This is a genomic window from Wolbachia endosymbiont (group A) of Volucella bombylans, assembly GCF_964026965.1.
Classification (GTDB): Bacteria; Pseudomonadota; Alphaproteobacteria; order Rickettsiales; family Anaplasmataceae; genus Wolbachia; species Wolbachia pipientis.
In genome coordinates, this window is sequence record NZ_OZ034717.1 from 277,010 (window position 1) to 302,385 (window position 25,376).

The window sequence follows — 25,376 nt, forward strand, 5'->3', positions numbered from 1 at the left end:
TCATTCTTTCATTAAATTTGCTTGTTCAACATCTATATTGCCACGGCTTCTATAATATACAACCAATATTGCAAGCCCAACTCCTGACTCTGCTGCCGCAACAGTCAACACAAACATCACAAAAATTTGCCCAACTATATCATTCATAAAGGCAGAAAAAGCAACTAAGTTGATATTAATTGCCAGCAATAATATTTCTATTGATAACAATATATTGATTATGCTCTTACGGTTGATGAAAATACCGCACACTCCAATAGTGAACAAAACAGCAGCAACTATCAAAAAGTGATTTAATCCTATTTCCATTCTACTCCTTTTCCAAATTTAGCCTTAATCAATTTTACAGATGAAGATTGTGTCAATTGCTTTAATACATTCTGTTTTTTAACTCCTTTTTTCTTGTCCTGCAAAGTAAGAGCAATTGCACCGACAATTGCAACAAGCAGCAGAATACCAGAAAGATGAAAAGCGTACATGTAGTCGGTATACAGCAAATTACCAATAGCTTTCACATTATTGGTATTATAGTTTATAACATTGCTTATATTCGGTGCTGAGCTGCGGATTACAAAGCTGATGACTAGAAAAAACACAACACACAACATAGCACCAAGAGTGCAATGCTTTGCAAAACCCTGGCGCAACCTTATGTAGTCAATATCGAGCATCATAACTACAAAGAGGAACAACACCGCAACCGCACCGATGTATACTATCATCACCATCATAGCAATGAACTCAGCTCCAAGGAGAATGAAAAGAACTGCAGAGTTAACGAAGGTGAAAATTAAAAATAATACTGCATGCACAGGATTTCTTACACTAATTACGCATACAGCAGATAAAATGCTGAGAATTGCAAAAAAATAAAAGAAAAAAGGCATCGATACTTTAACTGCAACAATAGTTACTAATTTAAAGTGACTATCGTGGTAAAGTCAATATTATATTAAACGTTTGAAAACATTGTACTACAAAGCTCCAGCTCCATTTTAAATTATTATAAAGCTGAAGAAATAGAAATGAAGGCGTACATATAAGCCATTCCAAACTCCACTTATCCACCCAACAAGCAGAAGTTCTGGTGCCAATACCTCAAATCAAGTTGTTGTTACTCGACATACACCTGAAACTACTAAAACAAAATAGATGTAAAACCTACGTTTAAATATGTAGTACTTGAGTGAAGCATTCTTTAACTGTTCTATTCAATAAAACCTTTACAATATTTCAATCATAGGTTTAACTTTACGAAGTTATAATCTATAGGGCTACGATGAACGATTATCTCTCACTGCTAAATCCAGAACAACAATCAGCTGTAACTAACATAGATGGACCAGTTTTGATACTGGCAGGAGCCGGGACGGGAAAAACAAGAACGATTACTTCAAGAATAGCACACATAATTAGAAACGGTCACGCTTATTCTGATGAGATATTAGCAGTTACATTTACAAATAAAGCAGCAAATGAGATGGTATCAAGGGTACTTGAGCTAACGGGCACAAACATACCATGGCTTGGCACTTTCCATGCAATTGCAGCAAAAATTTTGCGCATGCACGCAGAAATTGTGGGCTTAAACCCCAATTTTACAATCATTGGTGTGGATGACCAATTACAGGTAATAAAAAATATTATCAATGAAATAAATCCTGATTACCTATCAGAAAAATGTAAGACCATTATGAATATTATTCAGCAATGGAAAGAGAAGTGCTTATTGCCATCTGAAGTGGAAGATATTCAATCATTTAGGCCAGTATATGTAACTGCACTCAAGGTCTATCACCAGTATCAGGAAAGGTTGAAATTCCTTAATTCTGTCGATTTTGGTGACTTATTGCTATATAACATACAGCTCTTTAATCAAAAGACCGAAGTTCTGTCCTACTACCAAAACAAGTTTAAATATGTCATGGTAGATGAATATCAAGATACAAATGCGATACAATATCTTTGGCTAAAATACCTTGCAAAAGAGCACTCAAATATTTGCTGTGTAGGAGATGATGACCAGTCGATATATAGTTGGCGTGGTGCAGAAGTTGAAAATATTTTGAAGTTTTTTGATGATTTTAAAAATGCAAAAACCGTTAAACTAGAGTGTAACTACAGGTCAACATCCCACATACTTGCAACTGCGTCATATGTTATCAATCACAATAAGACTCGCTTAGAAAAAAAATTGTGGACAACAAACATTGAAGGGGAAAAGGTAAATCTAATAAAATTATGGGATGGGAAAGCTGAAGCAAGGTTCATAAGCGAACAGATATTGAAACTCAATAAATACAGATTTAGTGACATTGCAGTGCTGGTAAGGGCCACTTTTCAAACTAGAGTTCTCGAAGAGTATTTTATAAAATATTCAATTCCCTACAAGATTATAAGTGGCGTAAAATTCTACGAACGTCAGGAAGTCAGGGATATAATTGCATATTTAAGACTTGTTACAAACAATAACGATGACTTAGCTTTCGAAAGGATAGTAAATCGGCCAAAAAGAAGCATAGGAGCTACAACTCTAAAGAAAATATACACGACTGCTCAGGATAACAAAATTTCTTTTTTTGAGGCAGCAAAAATATTAGTTAATAGTAATCAGGTAACCGAAAGAATTAAACTCTCACTCAACGATTTTTTAAATAAAATTAAAGCTTGGGAAGAAATAGTAAGCGTAAAACCACTGCATGAATTCGTTAAAATCGTAGCAAACCAATCAGGATATATTGAAATGCTTGAAAATGAGGAGGTAACAGGCTTAGCACGAATAGAAAATGTTAAAGAGCTCATCTCATCTTTAAAAAATTTCGATAATGCCACAACTTTCTTGGAGCATATAAGTCTGGTGATGGAAGTGGATAATATGAATAACGATGACACCGTATATGTTATGACTCTTCATGCAGCCAAAGGACTTGAATTCCCGTGCGTGTTTCTACCTGGTTGGGAAGAGGGATTATTTCCTCATCAAAGATCTTTTGATGACAAAAGTGGTAAAGCTTTAGAAGAAGAAAGAAGACTTGCATATGTTGGCATAACCAGGGCAAAGGAAAGGTTAATCATTTCATGTGCAGATAGGAGGGAAATTAACAACCAGTGGCAACCGATGCGCACTTCTCGGTTCATTAAAGAATTGCCAAGAGAAAATGTTGAGGTAATTAAAAGCAACATTGCCTACTGTTGAAGCTATAATTGCAGATAAACATATCTTACAAATCTGAATTACTTCAACTATATGTTTCTCCTGGCAAAAATTCTGTAACCGTTCACACTTAATTCTTCAATCTCATACCAATTTCTATTACATAACAAACAAATAGACAATAGAAGTGAGAAGGTTATACTAAGGCAGTATAATGATGGAGTTTTGGAATGGCATTGGTATCAGGTTGCAATTTTAGCTTACATTGTGCCAATCTTTCTTCAATTGCTGCTCGCATAAATTCTGCCTGTCTTTTAGTTCTGCAGTGCACTATCGCATCATCCACATATCTTTCAAATGGTACTGTTGGGTGATTTTGTTTCATCCATATATCAAATGCATGGTGCATAAATATGTTTGAAATGATTGGGCTTATTGAACCTCCTTGCGGAACTCCTTTTTTCCCTAACTACCTTACTGCCATCTGCTTGCTGAATAGGGGATTTCATCCACCTTTCAACATACAGTATGACCCATTTGCAGTCTGTGTGCTTCTTGATAGCCTGCAGTGCTAAATTGTGGTCCAGATTGTCGAAAAATCCTGTAACATCAACAGCTTTCTTGGTAATCGTATCCTGTCTCCAATAAACAGCGGTTTTGCTATGTATCCTTGATCAGCAAAAAACTTACGTAAAGTTGGAGCCTTGTATTTAGCTTGAGTGAAAAGATTTAGAGCACCATCACGATCTTGAACACTTGCACTATGAACATCAGCCGCAATAATTAAGCCCACTGTATCTACAACAATATGACGTTTTCTACCCTTTATTTTTTTTTCAGCATCATATCCTCTGGATCCCCTTTTTGAGTGGTTTTTACTGATTGACTGTCAATTATTCCTACTGAAGGTGTTTCATTTTTACCAAACATTTTTCTTACCTCTTTTACTAGCATATTATGTATTTTTTCCAATTTGCCATTACTACGTCACCTGAGAAAATAGTCATACACCGTCTTCCATGGAGGAAAATCTTTCGGCAGCATTCTCCATTGACAACCACCTCTCATTATATACCTTATTGCATTAATAATTGTTCTGATATTGTGCTTTCTTGGCCTCCCTATCTTTCCTTGTGCAACATGTGGCTCCAAAATTTCCCATTCCTTATCACTTATATCACTTGGATACAATTTTCCCTCCTATTTTTTACTTACACTATCATATTTTTTTCCTCATTCCTTTTCAAGACATACTCTTAGACAACTGGACGTCAAGCCTATCCTAGTGCTGCATATCAAGCTCATACTCAGTATGTAAATCTTTGACTAAAGCTACAGCGCATTCTTTTTGAACAATTATACTGATTTTGATTTCAGATGTTGTGATAGCAAGTATTTCTATCTTTTTTTCGCTTAAAACCTTGAGTGTGCGGTGCATCACTTCAGTGTTAGACATAACACCAATACCAATTATTGAAATTTTAGCTACATTATCGTTTATAGCATAATTTTCATTCTTATTCAGTAACTTTTCCATTAAATCAATATCAAATTTGGAGATAACAAAACTTGACCCATGTATCATATCAATTTTAACGTTTGCTCCTGCTATATCTCTTAAAGTACGCAAGTTATTTGCAAGGTTAGTGAAAGTTACAAGAGCTTCATTAGTGCTATAAGTTATTCCAGTCATTAAGTATCTCTCTAGTACATCCCTTTTGTGTAGCACTGTGGTGCCTTCTACTTCCTTAAAAGTGGATAGCACTTGCACTTTAATGTTATGTTTCATTGCAAGTTGTACTGAACGATTATGCAGTATTTTAGCACCAGATGACGACATTTCCAACATTTCATCGTAAGAGATAAATTTGAGCTTGCGTGCCTTTGGAACAATTCTCGGGTCTGCTGTATATATTCCATCAATATCAGTAAAAATTTCGCAAGTTCTAACACCAAAGGCTACCGCGAAGGCAACTGCTGATATATCAGAGCCTCCTCTTCCAAAAGTAGTGATTCTATCATCATTTATACCCTGAAAACCAGCAATGATCGCAGCAGTATAACCCTCAGCAAAAGATCTTTTCACACGTTCAATCTTTATTGTTTTTATTTTAGACTCAGAATAAAAATCATCAGTTACAATTGGTAACTGCCAGGCAAGCCACGATTTAGCATTAACTCCGATCGATTGGAGAGTGATAGCTAATAGACCGCAAGAGATTTGTTCTCCTGCTGAAAGCATAACGTCATACTCTGATAACTCTTGTCTATAACTTAAATTTGAGATTTGCCTAGCCTGAAAAACCATTTGGTCAGTAAATCCTGCAACAGCAGATACAACAACGATTACATTACAACCTTTATCAATATCGTTTTTTATCAAATTTGCAACTCGGTTTAAATCAGTTAGCGAAGTCCCACCAAATTTTTTTATGATTATTTTGTCCATAGTTACAATATAACTCTCTTCTGAAGAAAAATATAGTTTTTGTAGAGATAGCAGCTTGCAAGCCATTCAGAAAAGGGAAGACAAAGCTATAGCTAACGCGTCATACCACGATTCATTCCATAGCTGTACGAACATTCATTTTTGAAGGTAAATTGCACAGCAAATGGTGTCATCCCAGTGCCTAGACACTGGGATGACACCATTTGCTGTGGAAATTGCTCTCAAATCACAATGTTCGTACAGCTATGGATTCATTCGCGGTATAGATTCCGCTAACTAGTAGCGGAATGACGAATTTGTTGTTTTAAAATTGTCAGTAAATCTAAGTTAGTTTAGCTATATAGCACGAACTAAACCACTAAGCAGCAGAAGACCTTGCATGACCTCCAAAAAATGCTTTTACTCTTTCAAGATAAGTAGGTGGTTCTGCAGGGATTTCTATTTCATCTATTTTAGAATATATTGCCGCGTCTACGACTTCATCCGTTATTAACTCCCTTAACCTTTGTTTTATCTGCCCTCTCTGAATATGCTCCCCATAGTCGTTATAAAACTTTACATATAATTCCTTAAACACGAATTCTTTTATAGCATCTCTTGTATAAGAAATGCCGTCCTTTACTTCATCACTCACGTTGCTCAAATCCACCCCAGAACTTGGTGAATACAAATTATCAAAATTTTCTTTCAAAACTTTTATTTTATGGTAGTGCTTATCCACATATTTCTCAAGAAATCTTTTAGTAGCATTACCAGCCAACTTCCCCATTAGCTGAGGCTCCAGTTGAGCTGCAAAGTTGTTTTCTGCTTCAAGGCCACTTAATGCATAAATAATACGGAGAAGCATTCCAGGACCACATTGGCGGTTACTTTCTTCAAAGCGAACCAGTAATATAGATTTCAATAGTTCTACGTCTGCATTTTGCTCTCTTGCCGCAATTAAAACTAAATTTATAGCCTGTGTCAATGTCAATCCGGTTTGTGAATCTACCCAATTTACCCACTCCCCAGTTTCATAACCATCCAATCTTAGATAAGGTTCTATCATTCGTTTTTGCTGACTTGTTAAACCGCTTATATAACTTTTAAACTCTTCATCCAACTCATTTAACGGCGTACCATGTTCTTCCTTTAATTTTTTGGCACATTCAATAACGCTTTGCTGAAAACTTCTAGTATGAACGCTCTGACTACTAGTACCCACATCACTTACATTAAACAAAAAGCTTAGCTGCTTTACATTCAAACCCAAAGGTGAAAAGAGTTTTACTGATGGATATTTTATTAACTCAAGAAGTGCTACTGGAATTAGCAGTGCATAATTTAACAATAATAAACCAAAATTAAATATAAGAAACCCACGTAGAGCTGATACCTTTGATGCAATATACAAAAATGGAAGCTGTAGGTAATATATCAAGTGTATACTGAAGAATAAGATTTTGTCCTTTAATTTTATTGTTGGATCTTTATAAACCTCAAACAACATGCTATTGCTATCAATATTGTTGTTTTTAAAGGAGGTATAGTTGTTTATGATCTTCTCTTGCAAGGGAAGAAGCATTTTATTCAGGCAAATAAACGCAGCAATAACAATAAAACCTGTAGCCAAAAATGCTAGTGCAGGGCTAGAAGTGCTTGTAGATAAATAGGCATAAAGACCATCAACAATTAAGTTTTTGTATAATCTTTCAAAGGGACGAACTAGAATCGGGTCAAGGATATAGTTAACAAGAAGATTTAAATAATACACGAGAAACAAAAGTGCAATCAAAAATGCAATAATACTACAAACAATCAAAAATGCTTTTAATCTCGGATTCATAACCCCCTCTTAATAATCTGTTAATATAATCTATTTTAGGAATAAATTGAAAAAAATGCAAGTTTTTATGTTAAAAGATCAATTGAAATTTCTGAGTTTAGGGTATATTGTTAATCTATTTAGATAAGAATTATTGTGTCAAATAAAATAGGTTTTTGGGCTATTTTTGCCTTAGTGATTAGCAGCCAAATTGGCTCTGGAATTTTTATGCTTCCAATTAGCCTTGCTCCATATGGCATGTATAGCCTTATAAGCTGGATAATATCAGGGCTTGGTGCTATATCTCTTGCTTTAGTTTTTGCCTCACTCTGCGCAAAATTTCCGGAAACGGGTGGCCCTCACGTCTATGTAAAGCATGCTTTTGGCCCTGCTGCAGCTTTTTTTGTTGGTTGGACGTATTGGGTGATCTCATGGGTTAGCACAACAGCCGTAATAGTTGTGGGTGTTGGTTATCTTACACCATTTTTCCATGAAGATATTCAAAACGTACATCTGTTTTTAGAGATGTTATTACTTACAATTATTACACTAATAAATTTTAGAGGAGTAGCTACTGCTGGACGTGTTGAGTTTTTATTGACGGTGATAAAAATTTCTGTATTGCTTGTAATACCTATAGCAGCATTGTTTTTTTTTGATAGAAATAACTTCATCATAAGTGAAGAAATATCAAATCTTACAACATCGCAGATTCTTGCCCGTTCTACACTTATTACTCTATGGGGTTTTATTGGAGTTGAATTGGCAACAGCACCTGCAGGGTCAGTTGATAATCCAGCTAGAACAATACCAAGAGCTGTGGTACTTGGAACAATCTCTGTTGCTGTTGTGTATTTTATCAACAATCTTGCAATTATGGGATTAATAAATGGCAATGATTTAGCAAGTTCAAGAGCACCATATGTTGACGCAATAAAAATTATGGCCTCTGGCAATTGGCACTTGATTATTTCTATAACTGCGTTCATTTTTTGTGTTGGTACTTTAAACGCTTGGGTACTAGCTAGTGGACAAGTGGCCCTTGGCCTTGCAAAAGATAAACTGATGCCACAGTTTTTTGCTCAAAGAAACAAGCACGGTTCTCCTTTCTGGGGCATAACAACTAGCTCAGTTGGAACTGCAACTTTACTAATCCTCACTTCAAGCAACAATTTTGCTAAGCAGATCACATCAATTATCGACTTTTCTGTAGTTTCATTTTTATTTGTTTACCTTGCATGCAGTCTTGCTTTTCTCAAAGTTATTGTGCAAGAAAAGAGTTGTTACAAATTTTTAATTGGCAGTATAGCAACAACCTTTTGCTGCTGGGTAATATTTGAAACTTCTGTGAATACCTTGCTGATCGCAAGCTTATTCACTGCAAGTGGCGTACCTCTTTATTTATTTTGGTATCGCAGAGTTTCTGTATAGCAAATGTTATGTATCTGTTCAGCAGAGTGGCAAAATAAGGTAGACGAGAAAAGACAACTATAGGAAGAAATGGGTGTCATGCCAGTGCGTGACACTGGCATCCAGTTCTTTCGCGCAGTTCCATCAAAAACGTTGTAAAGGATTAATCGCTTTCGTGTTTACCAACTTAGTGCCCAATCTGGATCCCAGTGGGCTTTGTTGCATAGCAACTGAAAAATCTGGTGGCTACTGACAAAATTCATTATAAAATAGCCATTTAACCTTGAAAGAAAAAATATGCCACAAAAAATGAGGGTCAGTAACCATAGCGAATATAACAAATTTCTAGAAAAAAGAGGAAATATTTTTCATTATATCAACGAAGCCATAGAAAAGTGGTACGAGAATGGTCCAAAAATACCAGGTGGCAACAATATTTATAGCGATAAAGTTGTAATTTTGGTGCACATAATAACTTGTTTATTTAGAATAGGCCTGAGGCAAACAGTTGGGTTTATAGCAGGATACCTTGAGCAAATTGGGAAAAATTTGCAAGTTATCAGCTATTCACAATCATCAAGAAGGTTTAAGAAACTCAATATTAAGATCAATGATTGCAGAATTGATAAAAATAATATGGAAGATATCGAAATTGCTATAGACAGTACAGGAATTAGTATATACAACAACACTCCTGGTCATAGCAAAGAAAATAGCGAAGATAGAAAGTATCGCAGCTATGAACAGACAAGAAAATTGCATGTAATGTTGAATACAAACAGCAAAAAAGCCATAGCTGTAAAATACAGTAACGGTCTGATCACTATGGAGCTTGTGATTTGCTAAAAGAAGTCGATTTTCAGTATGTCATAAAAGTACTATATGCAGATAGGGCATATGACAGAGAAAAGCTCTATAAGCTGTGTAATCAATATGGTATAAAAACGAAAATTCCTCCGAAAAACAACGCAGCAGAGCATCCAAAATTGGATTATATGCTTGATAGAAATGCCGCTATTCAGTTAATGAAATTACATGGTGAGAATGGTATAAAAAGATGGAAAGAAGAAGTAAATTACGGAAAAAGATCGTATATTGAAGGATTTTTCTCAAGGTTGAAGCGAATATTTGGGTTTAGTTTTAGGAGCAAATCTGAAATTAATCGTGAGAAGGAACTGCTACTCAAGTGTTATTTGCTTAACAAATTTACTGAAATAGGCATGGCTAAGTTTGAGATAGCTTCATGAATTTATTGTACGTTACCTACTATCCGAAGAGCGATGCAACAAAGCCATCCCAGTGTCACGCACTGGGATGACAAGAAAGGGAGCACTGGAATTTTTGTTTCAATATTTGTACATAAGCCATGCATCTGAACAGATACAATGTTATAACTAGAGATAATTTTTAAATGATTGATATTTATGAACTACGACTTTTCTTGTTGTCCACTTGTTCAACATTACCCTTCTCAAGTTTACTATCTACTTCTTTTGTGTGTTCATCATCTATACTAGTTTCATCTTTTATCTTACTAGGGTAATCTTCCTGCGATTTTTTATATGCTTCCATGTTGTCATATATAGGGTTACTGATGATTTCTATTTTTTCAGGTGTGAAAATCCTTGCTAAAAATCTCCTTATTATTGGTATTGACCTTAAGAGATCTCTTAGCTTTGAAGATTCTTGTCTTTTGTTTAGAGACTGTTGGTCTATTTTAGAGGTTTTTACACCATACTTTTTATCATCAAAATTTATTGTAGGCTTTCTTTTATTCGAAAGAACACTTTGGGCCTTTGATCCATTGGTTCCTTCAGGCCCTTGAGGTGTAGAAATTGCAGGTTTAACCTTAGTTTCATCGTATTCCTTACTCATCTTTCATTTCATTATGTAATATTACTAATATTGCATAATAATAGCTAAATTACAATTAATTGCAAGGTAAAAATATTAAAACAATTGTAAATTTTGTCAGTAAAAATATAATAGAACTTTGAAATTAGAGGTTCATCTATATGGGATACAAAATTGCTGTTATTGGAGCAACCGGAAGAGTAGGGCGTGAGGTATTAAGCACGCTTGCTGAATTTCAAGATGAGGCGATAGATTGCGTTATTGCACTTGCATCGAAAAAATCAGAAGGGAAGAAGGTGAGCTTTGGTGACAAAGAGTTAACAGTTTTATGCCTTGAGGATTATGACTTCGTTGGAACTAATGTAGCCATTTTCTGTGCTGGATCTCATGTTTCTGAAGAGTATGTACCAATTGCAACACAGGCTGGATGCATCGTGATAGATAACAGTTCCCATTTTAGAATGAAAGAGGGTGTGCCACTCATTATTCCAGAGATTAATAAAGAAAAAATTATGGAATATAAAAACCACAACATAATATCCAATCCAAACTGTACTACAATACAGATGCTGCTAGTACTACATCTATTACACCAAAAAGCAAAAGTAAAGAGAATCGTTGCTTCAACTTATCAATCAACTTCTGGTGCAGGCAAAGCAGCAATGGATGAGCTCTATGACCAGACAAAAAAAATCTTTATGAACGAAGCTAAAAAACCCAAGATATTCTCTAAGCAAATAGCATTCAATTGCATTCCCCATGTAGGAGAATTCATGGAAAATGGTTCTACAGAAGAGGAATGGAAAATGCAAGAGGAGACAAAAAAAATTTTAGAGGAAGATATAAAAGTTACTGCAACTTGTGTAAGGGTACCCGTCTTTATCGGTCACGCTATGGCAGTAAATGTGGAATTTGATCAACATATCACTGAAGAACAAGCTCGTGAAGTGCTAAGTGAAGCCGAAGATAGTGGAGTTTTAGTGTACAACAGGCGTGAAGATAGTGAATACATAACTCAAATTGATGTTGTACAGGAGAATGCTGTATATGTATCGCGTATTAGAAGAGACAATACTGTTGAGCACGGATTAAATATGTGGATAGTGGCTGACAACCTGCGCAAAGGCGCAGCATTAAATATAGTGCAGATTCTTGAGATTTTGATAAGAGAGCATTTGTCAATCAAGTGCATATAGAGCGCACGTACGTTGTAATTCGAAGGAAATTTGTATACCACATGGCAGCGCGTGACGCTGGAATGGCTTTGTTGCATCGCTACTTATGAAAGGCTAACTATAATTAGGATTATAAGCAACTTATTGAAAATCTTGTTTTTTTTGCAATCAATCTGATCAAATTTAAGAATAGTAACTTGTTATTTATATTAATAAATTTAATTCTATTGAAAATAGCTAAAGCATTGAAATTCTTGAATTTTAGCCGGATTAGTGAGTGGTAGTGAAATTTCTTTTACTCAAATTTAGGTATTCACTGACCGTTCTTGTTATAAATACCAGAATAATAAGCTACTGATATTCTCCACCTTTTTTATCTTTAATCCATCATAGCTAGCGATGCAACAAAGCCCACTGGGATGGCTTTGTTGCATCGCTCTTCGGATAGTAGGTAACGTACAATAAATTCATGAAGCTATCTCAAACTTAGCCATGCCTATTTCAGTAAATTTGTTAAGCAAATAACACTTGAGTAGCAGTTCCTTCTCACGATTAATTTCAGATTTGCTCCTAAAACTAAACCCAAATATTCGCTTCAACCTTGAGAAAAATCCTTCAATATACGATCTTTTTCCGTAATTTACTTCTTCTTTCCATCTTTTTATACCATTCTCACCATGTAATTTCATTAACTGAATAGCGGCATTTCTATCAAGCATATAATCCAATTTTGGATGCTCTGCTGCGTTGTTTTTCGGAGGAATTTTCGTTTTTATACCATATTGATTACACAGCTTATAGAGCTTTTCTCTGTCATATGCCCTATCTGCATATAGTACTTTTATGACATACTGAAAATCGACTTCTTTTAGCAAATCACAAGCTCCATAGTGATCAGACCGTTACTGTATTTTACAGCTATGGCTTTTTTGCTGTTTGTATTCAACATTACATGCAATTTTCTTGTCTGTTCATAGCTGCGATACTTTCTATCTTCGCTATTTTCTTTGCTATGACCAGGAGTGTTGTTGTATATACTAATTCCTGTACTGTCTATAGCAATTTCGATATCTTCCATATTATTTTTATCAATTCTGCAATCATTGATCTTAATATTGAGTTTCTTAAACCTTCTTGATGATTGTGAATAGCTGATAACTTGCAAATTTTTCCCAATTTGCTCAAGGTATCCTGCTATAAACCCAACTGTTTGCCTCAGGCCTATTCTAAATAAACAAGTTATTATGTGCACCAAAATTACAACTTTATCGCTATAAATATTGTTGCCACCTGGTATTTTTGGACCATTCTCGTACCACTTTTCTATGGCTTCGTTGATATAATGAAAAATATTTCCTCTTTTTTCTAGAAATTTGTTATATTCGCTATGGTTACTGACCCTCATTTTTTGTGGCATATTTTTTCTTTCAAGGTTAAATGGCTATTTTATAATGAATTTTGTCAGTAGCCACCAGATTTTTCAGTTGCTATGCAACAAAGCCATTCCAGTGTCAAGCACTGGAATGACACCATTTGCTGTGCAGTTTACCTTCAAAAATGAATGTTCGTACAGCTATGGAATAAATCGCGGTATGACGGTTCGCAGCGGTATAGTAACTCGTCACCCCGCTACTTGTTAGCGGCTGAGATACCGCGGCGGTATGACGTAGAAGCTATACTTTTATACTCACCAACTCAGTATCCAATCTGGATCCAAGTAGTCAAGCTATTCGGATGACACCCTCATAAAGTGAAATGAGATCCCGCTAACACGTAGCGGGATGACGGGAAAAGAGGTACTGGGAGACATCCTTCCTGGTAGACCCAAATCACAATGTTCGCACAGTTGTGCGTCACGCGCTGCCGAACACTGTATGGTTATACAAGAAAAATTAAGGCTTAAAAGGAATTTTAAGTATCAGGACTCAAGGTTTTTATTCCTTCTTAATAAAACATAAAAAGCCCCTTTACCACCATGTTTTTTCGTAGCTTGTTGGTAGTATAGAACCATATGCTGGATTTTAGTGTCATTTAACCATTTATTTAAGTTACTCTTTATAGTGTCTGTTTTATTTGTTGCACTGCCGTATCCCGTAATTACCAATAAACATCTATTTCCTGCTCGATAATTTTTGATAATAAAATCTATCAATTTACAGTAAGCATCCTCTATATTATAGCCGTGCAAATCGAGCTTATCGCTTATAAAATATTTACCCCTATCAATCTTTGATTTTGTGTTGTAGTCAAGACAAAATGATGAGTTACTATTATTGGTATTAAGAAAATTCCCTTGTAAGTCGGAGGTACCTTTATCAACCATAGACTTTATATTTACTTTATGATCAACTTTCAAAGTAACTTTTCCACATTCTATTGGCTTAACATTTTTTTGCCAATCCAACTCATCGTCCGACATAAACGCATTAATCGAATTGTATAATTTTACAACAATATCCAAACATAGTAAAATGTTGCTTATTCTATAAAAACCCGATTTTCAATAATACGATGAAATCGTCAAAAACTAATGAGAATTTTTGGCTGTATGGAAAGCACACCTGCATGTCAGCACTGAAGAATAAAAATAGGCGGTGTATAGAACTGTTAGCAACAGAAAATTTCTATAGAGAGCACAAAAAAGAAATTAGGCAATGTGTAGACAGTAAGGGCATTAAAGTTCGATTAGTAGAAAACAAAATACTTAATGACGTTTTACCCAAAGGTGCTAACCATCAGGGAATTGCTTTAAATGTTGCCCCTATTCTTTATAACTTAAGCATTGAAGAAATAGCTGAAAGCTCAAACGACAGCTCTACTATAGTCATTTTAGATCAAGTCACTGACACGCACAATATTGGGTCGATTTTAAGAACTTCAGCTTGTTTTAATGTCAACGCATTGGTTTTACCACATAACCATTCACCGAGTGAAAATGCATCTATTGCAAAAGCAGCAAGTGGGGCTTTAGATATTGTTCCGCTAATATACGTTACAAATATAGTAAAAACTATGCAGTATTTAAAAAAGGTCGGCTACTGGTGTTACGGGTTTGATTGCAATGCTAAAGAAAATATAGATGAAATAAAGAGTCTTGAGAAAAAAAGAGTAATTATTTTTGGTTCTGAAGAGAAAGGAATGCGGAGGTTAGTTAAAGAAAATTGTGATTATCTTTTAAAGATCCCAATATCAAACGTAATTGACAGCTTAAATGTTTCAAATGCAGCAGCAATAGGCCTATATTCTATTTATATTAAAACAAATGCCAGCGCATAGCTGTTTATAATAAAAACACTTGATAAAAATGTGGTTTTATATTATAATGTGTTAAATAATGGACAAAAGGAGTTATATTATGTCTTATATGAGAAATGAACAGGATATTCGCTCTCAAGGCGTTTACTATAGCGCTGGGCTTAGAAGTTACCTAACTAAAGTATACAATTACATGGCTTTAGCTTTGGGCGTCACAGGGCTTGTTGCATTTTTAACAGTATTTTCTGGTCTTTTTCAAGTAATTTATTCTAATCCCGTTCTATCGCTTGTGGTAATGTTATCTCCGGTTGCATTGGTGTTCTACATGTCTTATAGAATTCAACACCTAAGTGCTCAGTCTGCCGTTACTATATTTTTCTCGTTCTCAGTGTTAATGGGGCTTTCCTTATCTTATGTTTTTATAGTTTATACTGCAGAAAATATAGCAAGGGCGTTTTTCATTACATCAATCATGTTTGGCTCTATGGCTTTATATGGCAATACTACAAAAAGAGATCTTACAAGTATGGGCTCTTTCTTGATTATGGGAGTTTGGGGGTTAATCATTGCGTCTATAGTAAATTTATTTCTTGGAAGTAGTCCTCTCCACTTTGCAATATCGTTCATATCAGTAATAGTCTTTACCTTAATGACTGCGTATGATGCTCAAAGAATCAAGGACGTTTATTATAAACATAATGACGGATCAGAAGTTGCTACTACTAAATTGGCAATACTCGGTGCAACTAATCTTTATTTTGACTTTATTAATATATTTCTCAATCTACTCAGGTTACTTAACTTGTTCAACAATAGGGATTAGATGTTTTCCTTTTTAAGGAAAGGCAGTAAGAATTCTATAGTTTTCTTTTTAGTATCTTTAGTTGTGTCGATGATATGTCTTGCATATGCATCGGTACCTCTATATAGCATTTTCTGTAAAGCTACTGGGTATGGTGGCACAATAAGAAAAGTAACTAACACAACAACAAATATAACTAACCAAAAGATCAGGGTCCATTTCAATGCTGATATAATGTCCGATCTACCTTGGGAGTTTAAATCAGAAACTAACTACGTTGACGTAAACATAGGAGAACAAAGTTTAGCGTTTTATTACGCAAAAAATCTATCTGATCAGCCTTCATTTGGAATGGCGGTGTATAACGTTACGCCTTTCAAAGCAGGTAAGTATTTCAATAAAATTGCATGCTTTTGTTTTGAAGAACAAATGTTGCTACCAAAACAAAAAGCAGCTATGCCCGTATCTTTTTATATAGATCCTGAGATAATGCTTGATAACAATACAAAAGATTTGAGCGAAATAACACTGTCATACACGTTTTTTAAGCTTAAGTAACAGAATGTTTGCAAACCATGTCATTTCAGTAATCAATAGGGTGTCATCCAAGTAGCTGACACTGGAATGACAGGAGGTAACGCAAGAAGTCTATTGATTGTGAAAACAATAACTTTGCAAAATATTAATTGTTAGATAACATAATCAAAGTTTTTGTCTTAATATTCATCATGGTTAGAGCTATACAAATTAAAAAAACTGGGGGACCAGAAGTATTAGAATTTGTAGATAAGAGCATAGGTGAGCCAAAAGGCGAGGAAGTCTTAGTGCGTCACACAACTATCGGCTTAAATCGTTATGATTTAGAGCACAGAAAAGGTACACGCAAAATTAAAAATTTACCATCAGTGCTTGGAGTGGAAGCAGTTGGGGTTATTGAAAAACTTGGTAAAAAAATCAGTGATGGATTCAAAGTTGGAGACAGAGTTGGATATTGCACAGCTCCTCCAGGGGCATATTGTGAAAAGCGCATTATACACCAGAAATATCTGATAAAAATTCCAGATGACATATCTGATGAAGTTGCTGCTGCAGTGCTGTTTAAAGGTATGACAGCTCACTATTTAGTTAATCAATCTTATAAAATCAGGCCTGGTGCTTTCGTGCTAGTTCATGGAGCTAATGGTGGCTTAGGGCAAATAATATGTCAATGGGCAAAGGATAAAAAAGGTGTAGTGATAGGTTCTGTAAGCTCTGATGAAAAAATGAAGATAGCTTTACAAAGTGGCTGCACATACGCAATAAACTACAATGATAAAGACTTCGTTTCTAAAATTATGGAGATTACGCAAAACAGAGGAGTAGGTGCAGTGTATGACCCCATAGGTTACGCTACAAGTAAGCTCTCTTTTGAATCTTTAGGCAGGTTCGGCATATACGTTTCCTATGGGCAGATATCAGGTAACGCTCCTATTAGTTTTTCTTTACTTAGTTCACGTTCGTTATTTGCAACTGGAACCTCAATATACCATTATAAGCATGATAGATTCACATTAGTGCTTACCACAATGGAAATCTTCGAGATGATAAGAAAAAAACTTTTAACTGTACGGATCAATAAAAAATATAAATTTGATGAAATAATTCAAGCACATCACGATATGGAAAATAGAAAAACGAGTGGGTTAAATATTATTAAAATCTCTCAAATAAATTAATAGTTAAAATTAACCATTCATTAAATTATATCAACTAGAATTTCACATATTTAATTCTCCTTTTGGGGGAATTAAAAGCATATAGCTAAACTGACTTAGGCTTACCGACGATTTGAAAAACCATCATTTCGCTACTCGTTAGCGGAATCTATACCGCGAATAGACTTCTTGCATAACCCAAATTAAGTAGAAAGAGGTATCATCCGAGTAGCTGACACTGGTTCCTTTATGACGGTAGTAGCCCCCCTTCTCCTGTCATTCCAGTGCTCTCTTCTTGTCATCCCAGTGCCCAGACACTTGTATCTTTATGATGTGAGGCATTAGAGCTAAAATACCTCACAGGGAGGGTGAAGCTGATGCGACACTAATGCCATTAAGCCAGATTTTGCTTCCCTCCCATAGAGTTAAAGACTGAACAGTATCTTTTGGAATTATATCCCGTATTACAAGGTTAGTCTAAACTCTCAGTTTATTTATAGTCTTGGAGGCAATTTTATGCAAGTAAATGCTATTTTGGGTGTGGATATTTCAAAAAAGAAATTTGATGTTTGTTTGTTAGTGGACAGTAAAAAACGACACAAAGTCTTTCAAAATAATCAAGATGGTTTTGCAAAACTTGTAGTTTGGTGCAATGGCCATGGAGCAAATCTTACTCATTTATGTCTTGAAGCAACTAGTTGGTATGGAGAAGATTTGGCTACTTTTATGCACGATTTAGGACATAATGTCAGTATAGTAAACCCAGCCCAAATCAAAGCTTTTGGCAAAAGTGAGCTGCTCAGAAATAAGACAGATAAATCAGATGCAGCTATGATAGCTAGATTTTGTATCGCCAACAAACCTGCTCTTTGGAAGCCCATTGCACCTGAAATGAGGCATTTGAGGGAGCTTTACCGTTGCATGCAATCGCTAAAAGATGATAAGGTGCAACAGACAAATCGCTTGGAAAACAAAAATATGCATTCCAGTTGCAAAGAAGCTATATCTAAAGTAATTTTGGCAATAGAGGAGCAAATTATTGTTCTCGAAAAAGAAATTAATGAGCATATAAATAACTATCCACATCTAAAAAATATGGTGGAAAACCTTAAGACTATAAAAGGTATAGGATATCTTACTGCTGTTGCTGTTGTCGCAGAAATGCCATCAGTTGATAACTTTGACAATGCTAAACAATTTACAGCTTTTGCTGGTCTAAATCCAGGACATTATCAATCGGGATCGTCAGTAAGTAAGAGAAGTTGCATATGCAAAATAGGATCTGAGCGTATTCGAAAAGCTCTTTATATGCCAGCTATAGTAGTCAAAAACCATAATAATCATTTTCAAAAGTTTTGTCAGCGTCTAGCAAGTAAAGGCAAATGTCCAAAAGTCATAGTTCTTGCGTTAATGCGAAAATTAATGCATGTCTTTTTTGGTATTCTTAAAAATAATCAACCATTTAATTGTAATTTTGTTGGATAATTTGTTTGACAGCAGAGACAGTATCTGGGATCCAGTTTCACCTTGTGATGGTGTCATGAAAGTAGCTGACACTGGTTTCCATCCAAGACGGTGTCATTCCTTACTATTACCCACAAATATAAATGTACTTATAAATAAAGTATTACAATATTAGAGTTTGCAAATATTGAGGGTATAAAAATGGCAAACGAGAGTAATGAATGGGCTAAAAATGAATTTGGAGATGCTGTACTTGGAGATAAAAGATTAACTGACCGATTAGTAAATATTGCTGACAGTTTGATAAGTTTACCTGAAAGCTCAATTAATGAGGCATGCGGAAGTTGGTCAGAAGCAAAAGCAGCATATCGTTTTTTTTAAAATGAGAACGTAAAAGAAGTCGATATTCTAGCTTCACACATTGATAAAACAGTTGAGAGAACAAAAGCTCACAAGAGGGTTCTTGTCATTCAAGATACCAGTTACATTGTATATAATAACCATAAAAAAACAAGCGGATTAGCAAATTTGTCCAGTTATGATACTGCAAAAGGTATTATAATGCATACAGCTCTTGCCGTTAGTATAGAAGGTTTGGTACTAGGGATACTAGATCAAAAAGTTTATTCAAGACCTGAAGAAACTGAGAACCTTAAAAAAAAGAGCGATCGCATTGAAGATAAAGAAAGCGTAAAGTGGTTGGAAACTTTAAGAAAAACAAATAATATTATTGATCCAACTCAAACTGAGACTATAACTGTATGCGATAGAGAAGCAGATATATATGACTTTTTTGAGCTTGCACATAGTCTTAATTCGGCAGTGCTAGTTAGAGCATGCAGAGATAGAGCAGTAAATAGAAAATCTCGATATCCTGAAAAAGGTGAGCAGAAGTTATGGGCATTTATTAAATCCTCTCATTGTGCAGGTACGGTAGAAGTTGAAGTTCCTGTAAAAGATAATAAGCCAAAAAGAACAGCACGTTTGGAAGTTAGATTTGGAAAGTTTATGATGAATCCATCTAAGAATAATATTAGGCATAAGACGGAAGAACTACCTAAATTACCACTTTATGCAGTTTATGTTGTTGAGAAAACTCCCCTTCCCTTAAAAAAAAACCGCTAGAATGGATGCTATTAACGAATCTTTCAGTTAATACTTTCGATGAAGCTGTTGAAAAAATTAGTTGATATCAACTATGTTTTTTAAAAATTTTTTTATTTGTGTAATTTTGCAAATTATATGGGCAATAAAAACCCGTTTGTCATAGAAATAGAATTTTATATCAAACAGCTACCACAGCAATTTCTGCTTAAGCTAATGAATATGTGCTTTAAGTCTGTGTGGACGCACATATTCATTAGCCAATTTCAGTTACCGTTGTGAAGATTTTTAAGTATGCAAATTAATTGCTTCTTTAAGTCTTGTATTAGCAATTACTATAATTTTACGCATTAGGGCTGTTATAGCCACCATCTTCTTCTTACCACTTTCAACAAGCTTAGAATAAAAGGCGCCAAGTATAGATTTTGACCTTGTAGCAGCCATAGCGGCTGTAAAGAGCTTTGAACGAACGTTACTTCTACCACCTGTAATCCTTCGGTAACCAACAGCTTTACCACTTTCTTTTGGATGCGGTGCAACTCCGGCAAGACTTGCTACTTCTTTTCTATTTAAGTAACCAAGCTCTGGCATTAAACACAAAAAATCTTGTGATAACTTTTTACCTATTCCAGGAACTGTTTTAAGAATTTTTTGGCGTTGTTGTAATTCGCGGCTTTCATCAATAATCTTTTGTATAGTATCATTGAGTTCGTTTATTTGACTATCGAAAAACTCAATGGTCTTTTGACAGCTTTCTTTTATATGATCATTTTCCGGTGCTTCAAGTCTGCATTTTTCTTGAGTTCTCATTTGCGTAATATCATCACGACGTTGACAAAGTGCAGCCAAAGTTGATTGTTCTGTAGAGGTAGGTACAAATAGAGAGATAGTTCTATGGCGTTCAAATCCATATTGAGCAAGAGCTCTTGCATCTGATCTATCAGACTTTGCTAAAGTTCCGTGAGATAAAATAAAGCTTTTTACTTTACGAGTATTAGCTCGATGCACGGCAATATTTTTGTCGGTAAGAAAATGTGATAAGCCAAGCTCATATTTCCCTGTATTTTCTAAAGTCACTAAAGCATTAGGTAGAATATCTGAAAACTCTTGAAATAATTGTTGCCAACCAGAAGCATTATTATCAAATTCGACAGCATTCTTCTGTTTGTGAATTGCAACGACATTTTTAAATTTTCCGATGTCAATGCCAATAAAATTTTGATAAGATGTAACCATAATAAACCTCGATAGTTTTAGTTAATTTAAGATTGTAAACGGGTGCATATATATGTCCCAAGCAACTATTCAAACGTATCGAGAGATAGGGCTAGCGTACCTTGATACCAACGGTTGTAATACCAATTTCCTTTCGGTCGCGCACGCCCGCTATTCCTAGTGAGCAGGGTTATCTTTCTCTCTTATCTCTTTTATATCACGTTTTTAACTTACAATTGCCTTAGATGGAAAATAGAGATATTACATAAAATTTTAAATCCGGTCTCAAAGTTGAGGAATGTAGACTTGGAACAGCAGAAAGATTAATGAGGTATTTAACAGTCATGAGCATTATTGCTTGGAGAATTTTCTTTATTACATCAATTGCAAGAACTAACCCAACATTACCATGTACTGCCTTATTAGCTGAGGAAGAATGGAAAGTTTTATATGTTAAAATACACAGGAAACCATGTCCAAATATAGCCCCTACTATAAAAGAAGCCGTTTCGTGAACTTGGAGGTCATTTAGCAAGAAAAAGCGACCCAAAACCAGGACCAATTACTCTTTGGAAAGGATATAAACGTCTCTTTGATTTAGCAGAAGGATGGCGACTTGCTCACGAACCTCATATTTGTTGGTAATAGTAAGATTTGAGAGGTTGTCCACAAACCAAGGAATACGTAGTATATAAAGAAAGAATATTGAGGTAAGAGATGAGGAAAAAATATCCAACAGATTTAAGTAAAAGGGAATGGGCAAGAATAGAAAAACACTTCAGAGTATCGTACAAGAAAGGAGGAAGGCCACCAAAATACAGTAAGTGTGAGATAGTAAATGCAATTCTTTATATACTGCGCACAGGATGTCAATGGCGCTATTTACCACACGATTTTCCGCCGTGGAAGGCTGTGCATGAACAGTTTAGAAGATGGAAAAAGCAGGGAATTTTTGAGAAAATGAACTATGATATCACTAAATATAGTAGGTCAAAAATGGGAAGCCGAGCGCATGCATAGTGGACAGTCAATCGGTAAAAACCACGGAAAAAGGGGGGGCAAAGGTTATGATGGTGCGAAAAAGGTAAAGGGGAGAAAAAGACATATAATCACAGATACTCAAGGATTTGTGCTTGGTTGCTATGTAGGAGCTGCAAGCGAAAATGACAGAGATGGGGTGAAGATGGCATTGGACAATATGAAGGAAAAATACAGCAATATTAAGAAAATGTGGGCTGATATGGGATACCAAGGAAAAGATTTAAAGGATTACGTAAAGAGAGAATATGGGATAGATATTGAAATTGTCAAAAGGCCTCCATGTAGGTTTTGGGTGCATAAAGATACACCACTAGAACTATTGCCACAACGGGATCCTGGATTTTCAGTACAGCCGAGAAGGTGGGTGGTAGAGAGGACTTTTGCTTGGATCAATAGAAATAGAAGGCTATCAAAGGAGTACGATTTACTTACAACATCTACTGAAAGTTTCATATATCTGGCTATGAGTAAAGTTATGTTAAGTAGGGAATATGCTTGATTTACTGGTTTGTGGACAACCTCTTAGAGGTTGTCCGGAAACAAGTAAAAGGCTATAATATCTGAAATTTTAGTACGGGGTAAAGATGAGAAAAAAGTATCCAACAGATCTAAGCGAAAGGGAATGGGCAAGAATAGAAAAACACTTCAGAGTATCATACAAGAAAGGAGGAAGGCCGCCAAAGTATAGCAAAAGAGAAATATTAGAAGCAATTTTCTATGTATTGCGTACAGGGTGTCAATGGCGGTATTTACCAAATGATTTTCCGCTATGGAAGACTGTGTATGAGCAGTTCAGGCAATGGAAGAAGCAGGGAATTTTTGAGAAAATGAATTATGAAATTACAAAATATAGTAGAAGAAAAATAGGAAGGAATGAGCAGCCGAGTGCCTGTATAGTAGATAGTCAATCTGTAAAGACTACAGAAAAGGGGGGATCAAAGGCTATGATGGAAGTAAAAAAGTAAAGGGTAGAAAAAGGCATATAATTACAGACACTCAGGGTTTTATACTAGGTTGTTACGTAGGCGCTGCTAACGAAAATGATAGAGATGGTATTAAAATAGCATTAAACAATATGAGAACAAAATATACTAAAGTTAAAAAAATGTGGGCTGACATGGGATACCAAGGAAGAAATTTAAAGAATCACATAAAGGAAGAATATGACATAGATATTGAAATTGTTACAAGGCCTCCATGTAGATTTTGGGTGCACAAAGATACGCCACCTGAGCTACTACCAACAAGAGAACAAGGGTTTAAAGTACAGCCAAGAAGATGGGTTGTAGAAAGGACTTTTGCTTGGGTTAATAGGAATAGAAGGCTATCGAAGGAGTATGATTTACTCACAACATCCACTGAGAATTTCATATACCTAGCTATGAGTAGGGTTATGTTAAAGAGGGAATATGCTTGAATTTACTAGTTTCCGGACAACCTCTAACAACTCACAATGGTTGTGAACAGCGCAACATCAATTGGTCTCATGCACGCACTAGATACAACATAGCTTACGGGGTCAGATCAAACGAGCAGCTACTAGAACTAATAACATTTTTTCATGCACGAAAAGGTAAAGCAATAGGGTTTCGTTTTAAGGATTGGTCGGATTTTATAGCCATTAATCAAGAGATTGGTATAGGAGATAACAAAAAAACGACTTTTCAGCTAATCAAAACTTATGTAAGTGGGGAAGATAAGCATATACGTATGATCAAAAAGCCAGTACATGGGACAGTAAAGATTTATTTAAATGGTAAAGAAGAGAGTGAATATTCAGTAAATTATTCAACGGGAGAAATAACATTTATGAAGCCACCAGTAAAAGATGCGATAATCACTGCGAGCTTCGAATTTGATGTGCCCGTACGCTTTGATACAGATTACTTAAACGCTTCGATTGATGACTATGGAAGCAATAGCTGGAATAATATCCCCTTGGTGGAAGTGAAATTTTAGTTATGAGCGAGCATAGATCCACATCATAGTAGGGCTACTAGTCTACCATAAATTGAAAAATTAAGCACCACTGAGGCTCTATACCTAAATGAGCCTCAGTATATGCAATTATTTTAAACTTTATCACCAGCTATATACTACAATGTTGCTGAGCTTTGCTAACATTTACACTTGAAGCTTGGGGAGATTCTAACTCAGTGCTTTTTTCTTCCTGCAAAATAGAAAGCTTCAACAACTCCTTTAGAGTTGATTTTGCAAGTGTTGTATCATCTTTGTTTAAGATGTAGTCTAGCATGCCGTTTTTCTGTAAGAGATTAACAAAATATCTATCTCCCTCATTAAGAACCTCTATCTTGTTAATACAAGATAATACTAAATCCGAATTCTTTGTTGCTAAAATTCCATTCAAAAAGATATCTAATTTTGTTTTATCTTCAGTTAAGTCTTCAGCTAACCTATTTCTGATATTCTCATTGTCAAACACAATGTACTCGAGGTACGAGGAAGGCTCAATAAGTATAAAGTCCTCTAAAGGCACTAGTTCTGGATAGGTGCCAGCGTAATCAAGTATGCCACACTCAGTAATACACCCTCCTTTTCTTATAACACAGCAATTGAGACGACCATGATACATTGATAACAAAGAAAAAAGACGTATTATACTTGTACCTCTATCTTTCATTTCCTCGAAAAGCTTCCTATCATTTATTAATTTGTGCAAAATGTAATCCATAGCAGGACCTGGTTTGCGGAAATGAAACATATTATTCTCTTCAAAAATGGCCTCAGCTAATTCGATAGATTCTTTATCCTCATCTACGAAAGCTTTTTCATTTCTATTTAACTGTATGATCTCAGCTTTGCTATCTCTGCGTAGACCAGTTCTCCTTATTAACATCTCAAATATTTTTGTATTCATATATATCCTATATTAGTTAAAGTAAATATTAATAATGTTTACTTTTTAAATAAAAATAAATGAAAATTTTAATAAAA

The 25,376-nt window shown here is 35.2% G+C and carries 27 protein-coding genes and 4 pseudogenes; 16 read left to right on the forward strand and 15 right to left on the reverse strand.

Going from position 1 to position 25,376, the window contains the following annotated elements; all coding sequences use genetic code 11:
- Both nuoK and AAGD51_RS01455 read right to left on the reverse strand, forming a co-directional pair.
- Complete coding sequence (nuoK, locus tag AAGD51_RS01450; RefSeq protein ID WP_006012916.1) at positions 1 to 309, reverse strand: NADH-quinone oxidoreductase subunit NuoK; 309 nt, start codon at positions 307 to 309, stop codon at positions 1 to 3.
- Complete coding sequence (locus AAGD51_RS01455; RefSeq protein ID WP_006279581.1) at positions 300 to 887, reverse strand: NADH-quinone oxidoreductase subunit J; 588 nt, start codon at positions 885 to 887, stop codon at positions 300 to 302. Before AAGD51_RS01455 ends, nuoK begins: the two co-directional genes overlap by 10 nt.
- 392 nt (positions 888 to 1,279) lie before the next feature.
- On the opposite strand from AAGD51_RS01455, the gene AAGD51_RS01460 reads away from it, so the two are divergent.
- On the forward strand, positions 1,280 to 3,196 hold the full coding sequence (locus AAGD51_RS01460; RefSeq protein ID WP_077188370.1) for an ATP-dependent helicase: 1,917 nt from the start codon (positions 1,280 to 1,282) through the stop codon (positions 3,194 to 3,196).
- 154 nt (positions 3,197 to 3,350) lie between these two features.
- On the opposite strand, the gene AAGD51_RS01465 is transcribed toward AAGD51_RS01460, so the two are convergent.
- From AAGD51_RS01465 to AAGD51_RS01490, 6 genes are all read right to left on the reverse strand, one after another.
- The gene (locus tag AAGD51_RS01465) at positions 3,351 to 3,563 is read right to left on the reverse strand and encodes a hypothetical protein (protein WP_065094389.1); all 213 of its coding nucleotides are present in this window, start codon (positions 3,561 to 3,563) and stop codon (positions 3,351 to 3,353) included.
- 162 nt (positions 3,564 to 3,725) lie between these two features.
- On the reverse strand, positions 3,726 to 4,037 hold the full coding sequence (locus AAGD51_RS01470) for a transposase (RefSeq protein WP_081420825.1): 312 nt from the start codon (positions 4,035 to 4,037) through the stop codon (positions 3,726 to 3,728).
- Positions 3,980 to 4,108: a hypothetical protein gene (locus AAGD51_RS01475; protein ID WP_255317429.1), complete on the reverse strand. Its 129-nt coding sequence runs from the start codon at positions 4,106 to 4,108 to the stop codon at positions 3,980 to 3,982. Before AAGD51_RS01475 ends, AAGD51_RS01470 begins: the two co-directional genes overlap by 58 nt.
- 33 nt (positions 4,109 to 4,141) lie before the next feature.
- Positions 4,142 to 4,345 (reverse strand): IS5 family transposase, encoded by a 204-nt coding sequence (locus tag AAGD51_RS01480; RefSeq protein WP_007549940.1) that lies wholly within the window; start codon positions 4,343 to 4,345, stop codon positions 4,142 to 4,144.
- A 91-nt stretch (positions 4,346 to 4,436) separates the two neighbouring features.
- Positions 4,437 to 5,603 (reverse strand): aspartate kinase, encoded by a 1,167-nt coding sequence (locus tag AAGD51_RS01485; RefSeq protein WP_236514393.1) that lies wholly within the window; start codon positions 5,601 to 5,603, stop codon positions 4,437 to 4,439.
- 358 nt (positions 5,604 to 5,961) lie between these two features.
- Entirely contained in the window at positions 5,962 to 7,428 is a 1,467-nt protein-coding gene (locus AAGD51_RS01490) for a hypothetical protein (RefSeq protein WP_236514394.1), read from the reverse strand.
- Positions 7,429 to 7,563: 135 nt separating this feature from the next.
- Here AAGD51_RS01490 and AAGD51_RS01495 point away from each other — a divergent pair, with 135 nt between their 5' ends.
- From AAGD51_RS01495 to AAGD51_RS01505, 3 genes are all read left to right on the forward strand, one after another.
- The gene (locus AAGD51_RS01495; protein ID WP_010082345.1) at positions 7,564 to 8,838 is read left to right on the forward strand and encodes an APC family permease; all 1,275 of its coding nucleotides are present in this window, start codon (positions 7,564 to 7,566) and stop codon (positions 8,836 to 8,838) included.
- A 276-nt stretch (positions 8,839 to 9,114) separates the two neighbouring features.
- A complete protein-coding gene (locus AAGD51_RS01500) occupies positions 9,115 to 9,663 on the forward strand; it encodes a transposase (RefSeq protein WP_236514710.1) in 549 nt (182 codons plus the stop codon).
- Positions 9,657 to 10,064: a transposase gene (locus AAGD51_RS01505; protein WP_049973602.1), complete on the forward strand. Its 408-nt coding sequence runs from the start codon at positions 9,657 to 9,659 to the stop codon at positions 10,062 to 10,064. The genes AAGD51_RS01500 and AAGD51_RS01505 overlap by 7 nt, the downstream gene beginning before the upstream one ends.
- A gap of 2 nt (positions 10,065 to 10,066) precedes the next feature.
- Here the strand turns inward: AAGD51_RS01505 and AAGD51_RS01510 are convergent, their stop codons facing one another.
- Positions 10,067 to 10,189, reverse strand: coding sequence for a hypothetical protein (locus AAGD51_RS01510; protein ID WP_265029928.1), 123 nt, complete (start codon positions 10,187 to 10,189; stop codon positions 10,067 to 10,069).
- A gap of 50 nt (positions 10,190 to 10,239) precedes the next feature.
- Positions 10,240 to 10,692 carry a hypothetical protein gene (locus AAGD51_RS01515; RefSeq protein ID WP_077188596.1) on the reverse strand — a complete coding sequence of 151 codons (453 nt, stop codon included), beginning with the start codon at positions 10,690 to 10,692 and terminating at the stop codon, positions 10,240 to 10,242.
- 140 nt (positions 10,693 to 10,832) lie between these two features.
- Between AAGD51_RS01515 and AAGD51_RS01520 the strand changes: the two genes are divergently transcribed.
- The gene (locus tag AAGD51_RS01520; protein ID WP_236514446.1) at positions 10,833 to 11,867 is read left to right on the forward strand and encodes an aspartate-semialdehyde dehydrogenase; all 1,035 of its coding nucleotides are present in this window, start codon (positions 10,833 to 10,835) and stop codon (positions 11,865 to 11,867) included.
- Between the two features lie 446 nt (positions 11,868 to 12,313).
- Here the strand turns inward: AAGD51_RS01520 and AAGD51_RS01525 are convergent, their stop codons facing one another.
- Both AAGD51_RS01525 and AAGD51_RS01530 read right to left on the reverse strand, forming a co-directional pair.
- On the reverse strand, positions 12,314 to 12,721 hold the full coding sequence (locus tag AAGD51_RS01525; RefSeq protein WP_049973602.1) for a transposase: 408 nt from the start codon (positions 12,719 to 12,721) through the stop codon (positions 12,314 to 12,316).
- Complete coding sequence (locus AAGD51_RS01530) at positions 12,715 to 13,263, reverse strand: transposase (protein WP_236514710.1); 549 nt, start codon at positions 13,261 to 13,263, stop codon at positions 12,715 to 12,717. The genes AAGD51_RS01525 and AAGD51_RS01530 overlap by 7 nt, the downstream gene beginning before the upstream one ends.
- A gap of 34 nt (positions 13,264 to 13,297) precedes the next feature.
- Between AAGD51_RS01530 and AAGD51_RS01535 the strand changes: the two genes are divergently transcribed.
- A complete protein-coding gene (locus tag AAGD51_RS01535; protein ID WP_338482635.1) occupies positions 13,298 to 13,486 on the forward strand; it encodes a hypothetical protein in 189 nt (62 codons plus the stop codon).
- A 278-nt stretch (positions 13,487 to 13,764) separates the two neighbouring features.
- Here the strand turns inward: AAGD51_RS01535 and AAGD51_RS01540 are convergent, their stop codons facing one another.
- The gene (locus AAGD51_RS01540) at positions 13,765 to 14,265 is read right to left on the reverse strand and encodes a Smr/MutS family protein (protein WP_236514444.1); all 501 of its coding nucleotides are present in this window, start codon (positions 14,263 to 14,265) and stop codon (positions 13,765 to 13,767) included.
- 92 nt (positions 14,266 to 14,357) lie between these two features.
- Between AAGD51_RS01540 and rlmB the strand changes: the two genes are divergently transcribed.
- From rlmB to AAGD51_RS01570, 6 genes and pseudogenes are all read left to right on the forward strand, one after another.
- Positions 14,358 to 15,122, forward strand: coding sequence for a 23S rRNA (guanosine(2251)-2'-O)-methyltransferase RlmB (gene rlmB, locus AAGD51_RS01545; protein WP_236514443.1), 765 nt, complete (start codon positions 14,358 to 14,360; stop codon positions 15,120 to 15,122).
- A 79-nt stretch (positions 15,123 to 15,201) separates the two neighbouring features.
- Positions 15,202 to 15,924 carry a Bax inhibitor-1/YccA family protein gene (locus tag AAGD51_RS01550; protein ID WP_010962942.1) on the forward strand — a complete coding sequence of 241 codons (723 nt, stop codon included), beginning with the start codon at positions 15,202 to 15,204 and terminating at the stop codon, positions 15,922 to 15,924.
- Positions 15,925 to 16,461, forward strand: a complete 537-nt coding sequence (locus AAGD51_RS01555; protein ID WP_006279376.1) for a cytochrome c oxidase assembly protein — start codon at positions 15,925 to 15,927, stop codon at positions 16,459 to 16,461. It abuts the gene before it with no gap.
- Between the two features lie 170 nt (positions 16,462 to 16,631).
- Positions 16,632 to 17,618, forward strand: a complete 987-nt coding sequence (locus AAGD51_RS01560) for a quinone oxidoreductase family protein (protein WP_236514441.1) — start codon at positions 16,632 to 16,634, stop codon at positions 17,616 to 17,618.
- Positions 17,619 to 18,113: 495 nt separating this feature from the next.
- Positions 18,114 to 19,082, forward strand: a complete 969-nt coding sequence (locus tag AAGD51_RS01565; protein ID WP_236514440.1) for an IS110 family transposase — start codon at positions 18,114 to 18,116, stop codon at positions 19,080 to 19,082.
- A 180-nt stretch (positions 19,083 to 19,262) separates the two neighbouring features.
- Positions 19,263 to 20,245: pseudogene (locus tag AAGD51_RS01570) on the forward strand (IS4 family transposase); the annotation flags it as partial.
- Positions 20,246 to 20,453: 208 nt separating this feature from the next.
- Here the strand turns inward: AAGD51_RS01570 and AAGD51_RS01575 are convergent.
- Positions 20,454 to 21,401 carry an IS110 family transposase gene (locus AAGD51_RS01575; protein ID WP_209472550.1) on the reverse strand — a complete coding sequence of 316 codons (948 nt, stop codon included), beginning with the start codon at positions 21,399 to 21,401 and terminating at the stop codon, positions 20,454 to 20,456.
- Positions 21,402 to 21,617: 216 nt separating this feature from the next.
- Here AAGD51_RS01575 and AAGD51_RS01580 point away from each other — a divergent pair.
- The 4 genes and pseudogenes from AAGD51_RS01580 to AAGD51_RS01595 all read left to right on the forward strand — a co-directional run.
- A pseudogene (locus AAGD51_RS01580) lies at positions 21,618 to 22,025 on the forward strand (IS4 family transposase); the annotation flags it as partial.
- 72 nt (positions 22,026 to 22,097) lie between these two features.
- Positions 22,098 to 22,920 (forward strand): annotated as a pseudogene (locus AAGD51_RS01585) (IS5 family transposase).
- Positions 22,921 to 23,005: 85 nt separating this feature from the next.
- Positions 23,006 to 23,838 (forward strand): annotated as a pseudogene (locus AAGD51_RS01590) (IS5 family transposase).
- A complete protein-coding gene (locus AAGD51_RS01595) occupies positions 23,835 to 24,380 on the forward strand; it encodes a TIGR02217 family protein (RefSeq protein ID WP_236514304.1) in 546 nt (181 codons plus the stop codon). The pseudogene AAGD51_RS01590 and the gene AAGD51_RS01595 overlap by 4 nt, the downstream one beginning before the upstream one ends.
- 130 nt (positions 24,381 to 24,510) lie before the next feature.
- On the opposite strand, the gene AAGD51_RS01600 is transcribed toward AAGD51_RS01595, so the two are convergent.
- Positions 24,511 to 25,299, reverse strand: a complete 789-nt coding sequence (locus AAGD51_RS01600) for a hypothetical protein (RefSeq protein WP_006279249.1) — start codon at positions 25,297 to 25,299, stop codon at positions 24,511 to 24,513.
- Positions 25,300 to 25,376: the final 77 nt, after the last annotated feature.

Bases quoted from the DNA above. Each gene is read 5' to 3' on its own strand.
- nuoK (WP_006012916.1), bottom strand. From the start codon at position 309: ATGGAAATAGGATTAAATCACTTTTTGATAGTTGCTGCTGTTTTGTTC.
- AAGD51_RS01455 (WP_006279581.1), bottom strand. From the start codon at position 887: ATGCCTTTTTTCTTTTATTTTTTTGCAATTCTCAGCATTTTATCTGCT.
- AAGD51_RS01460 (WP_077188370.1), top strand. From the start codon at position 1,280: ATGAACGATTATCTCTCACTGCTAAATCCAGAACAACAATCAGCTGTA.
- AAGD51_RS01465 (WP_065094389.1), bottom strand. From the start codon at position 3,563: ATGCACCATGCATTTGATATATGGATGAAACAAAATCACCCAACAGTA.
- AAGD51_RS01475 (WP_255317429.1), bottom strand. From the start codon at position 4,108: ATGCTAGTAAAAGAGGTAAGAAAAATGTTTGGTAAAAATGAAACACCT.
- AAGD51_RS01485 (WP_236514393.1), bottom strand. From the start codon at position 5,603: ATGGACAAAATAATCATAAAAAAATTTGGTGGGACTTCGCTAACTGAT.
- AAGD51_RS01490 (WP_236514394.1), bottom strand. From the start codon at position 7,428: ATGAATCCGAGATTAAAAGCATTTTTGATTGTTTGTAGTATTATTGCA.
- AAGD51_RS01500 (WP_236514710.1), top strand. From the start codon at position 9,115: ATGCCACAAAAAATGAGGGTCAGTAACCATAGCGAATATAACAAATTT.
- AAGD51_RS01510 (WP_265029928.1), bottom strand. From the start codon at position 10,189: ATGCATGGCTTATGTACAAATATTGAAACAAAAATTCCAGTGCTCCCT.
- AAGD51_RS01515 (WP_077188596.1), bottom strand. From the start codon at position 10,692: ATGAGTAAGGAATACGATGAAACTAAGGTTAAACCTGCAATTTCTACA.
- AAGD51_RS01520 (WP_236514446.1), top strand. From the start codon at position 10,833: ATGGGATACAAAATTGCTGTTATTGGAGCAACCGGAAGAGTAGGGCGT.
- AAGD51_RS01530 (WP_236514710.1), bottom strand. From the start codon at position 13,263: ATGCCACAAAAAATGAGGGTCAGTAACCATAGCGAATATAACAAATTT.
- AAGD51_RS01535 (WP_338482635.1), top strand. From the start codon at position 13,298: ATGAATTTTGTCAGTAGCCACCAGATTTTTCAGTTGCTATGCAACAAA.
- AAGD51_RS01540 (WP_236514444.1), bottom strand. From the start codon at position 14,265: ATGTCGGACGATGAGTTGGATTGGCAAAAAAATGTTAAGCCAATAGAA.
- rlmB (WP_236514443.1), top strand. From the start codon at position 14,358: ATGAAATCGTCAAAAACTAATGAGAATTTTTGGCTGTATGGAAAGCAC.
- AAGD51_RS01550 (WP_010962942.1), top strand. From the start codon at position 15,202: ATGTCTTATATGAGAAATGAACAGGATATTCGCTCTCAAGGCGTTTAC.
- AAGD51_RS01555 (WP_006279376.1), top strand. From the start codon at position 15,925: ATGTTTTCCTTTTTAAGGAAAGGCAGTAAGAATTCTATAGTTTTCTTT.
- AAGD51_RS01560 (WP_236514441.1), top strand. From the start codon at position 16,632: ATGGTTAGAGCTATACAAATTAAAAAAACTGGGGGACCAGAAGTATTA.
- AAGD51_RS01565 (WP_236514440.1), top strand. From the start codon at position 18,114: ATGCAAGTAAATGCTATTTTGGGTGTGGATATTTCAAAAAAGAAATTT.
- AAGD51_RS01575 (WP_209472550.1), bottom strand. From the start codon at position 21,401: ATGGTTACATCTTATCAAAATTTTATTGGCATTGACATCGGAAAATTT.
- AAGD51_RS01600 (WP_006279249.1), bottom strand. From the start codon at position 25,299: ATGAATACAAAAATATTTGAGATGTTAATAAGGAGAACTGGTCTACGC.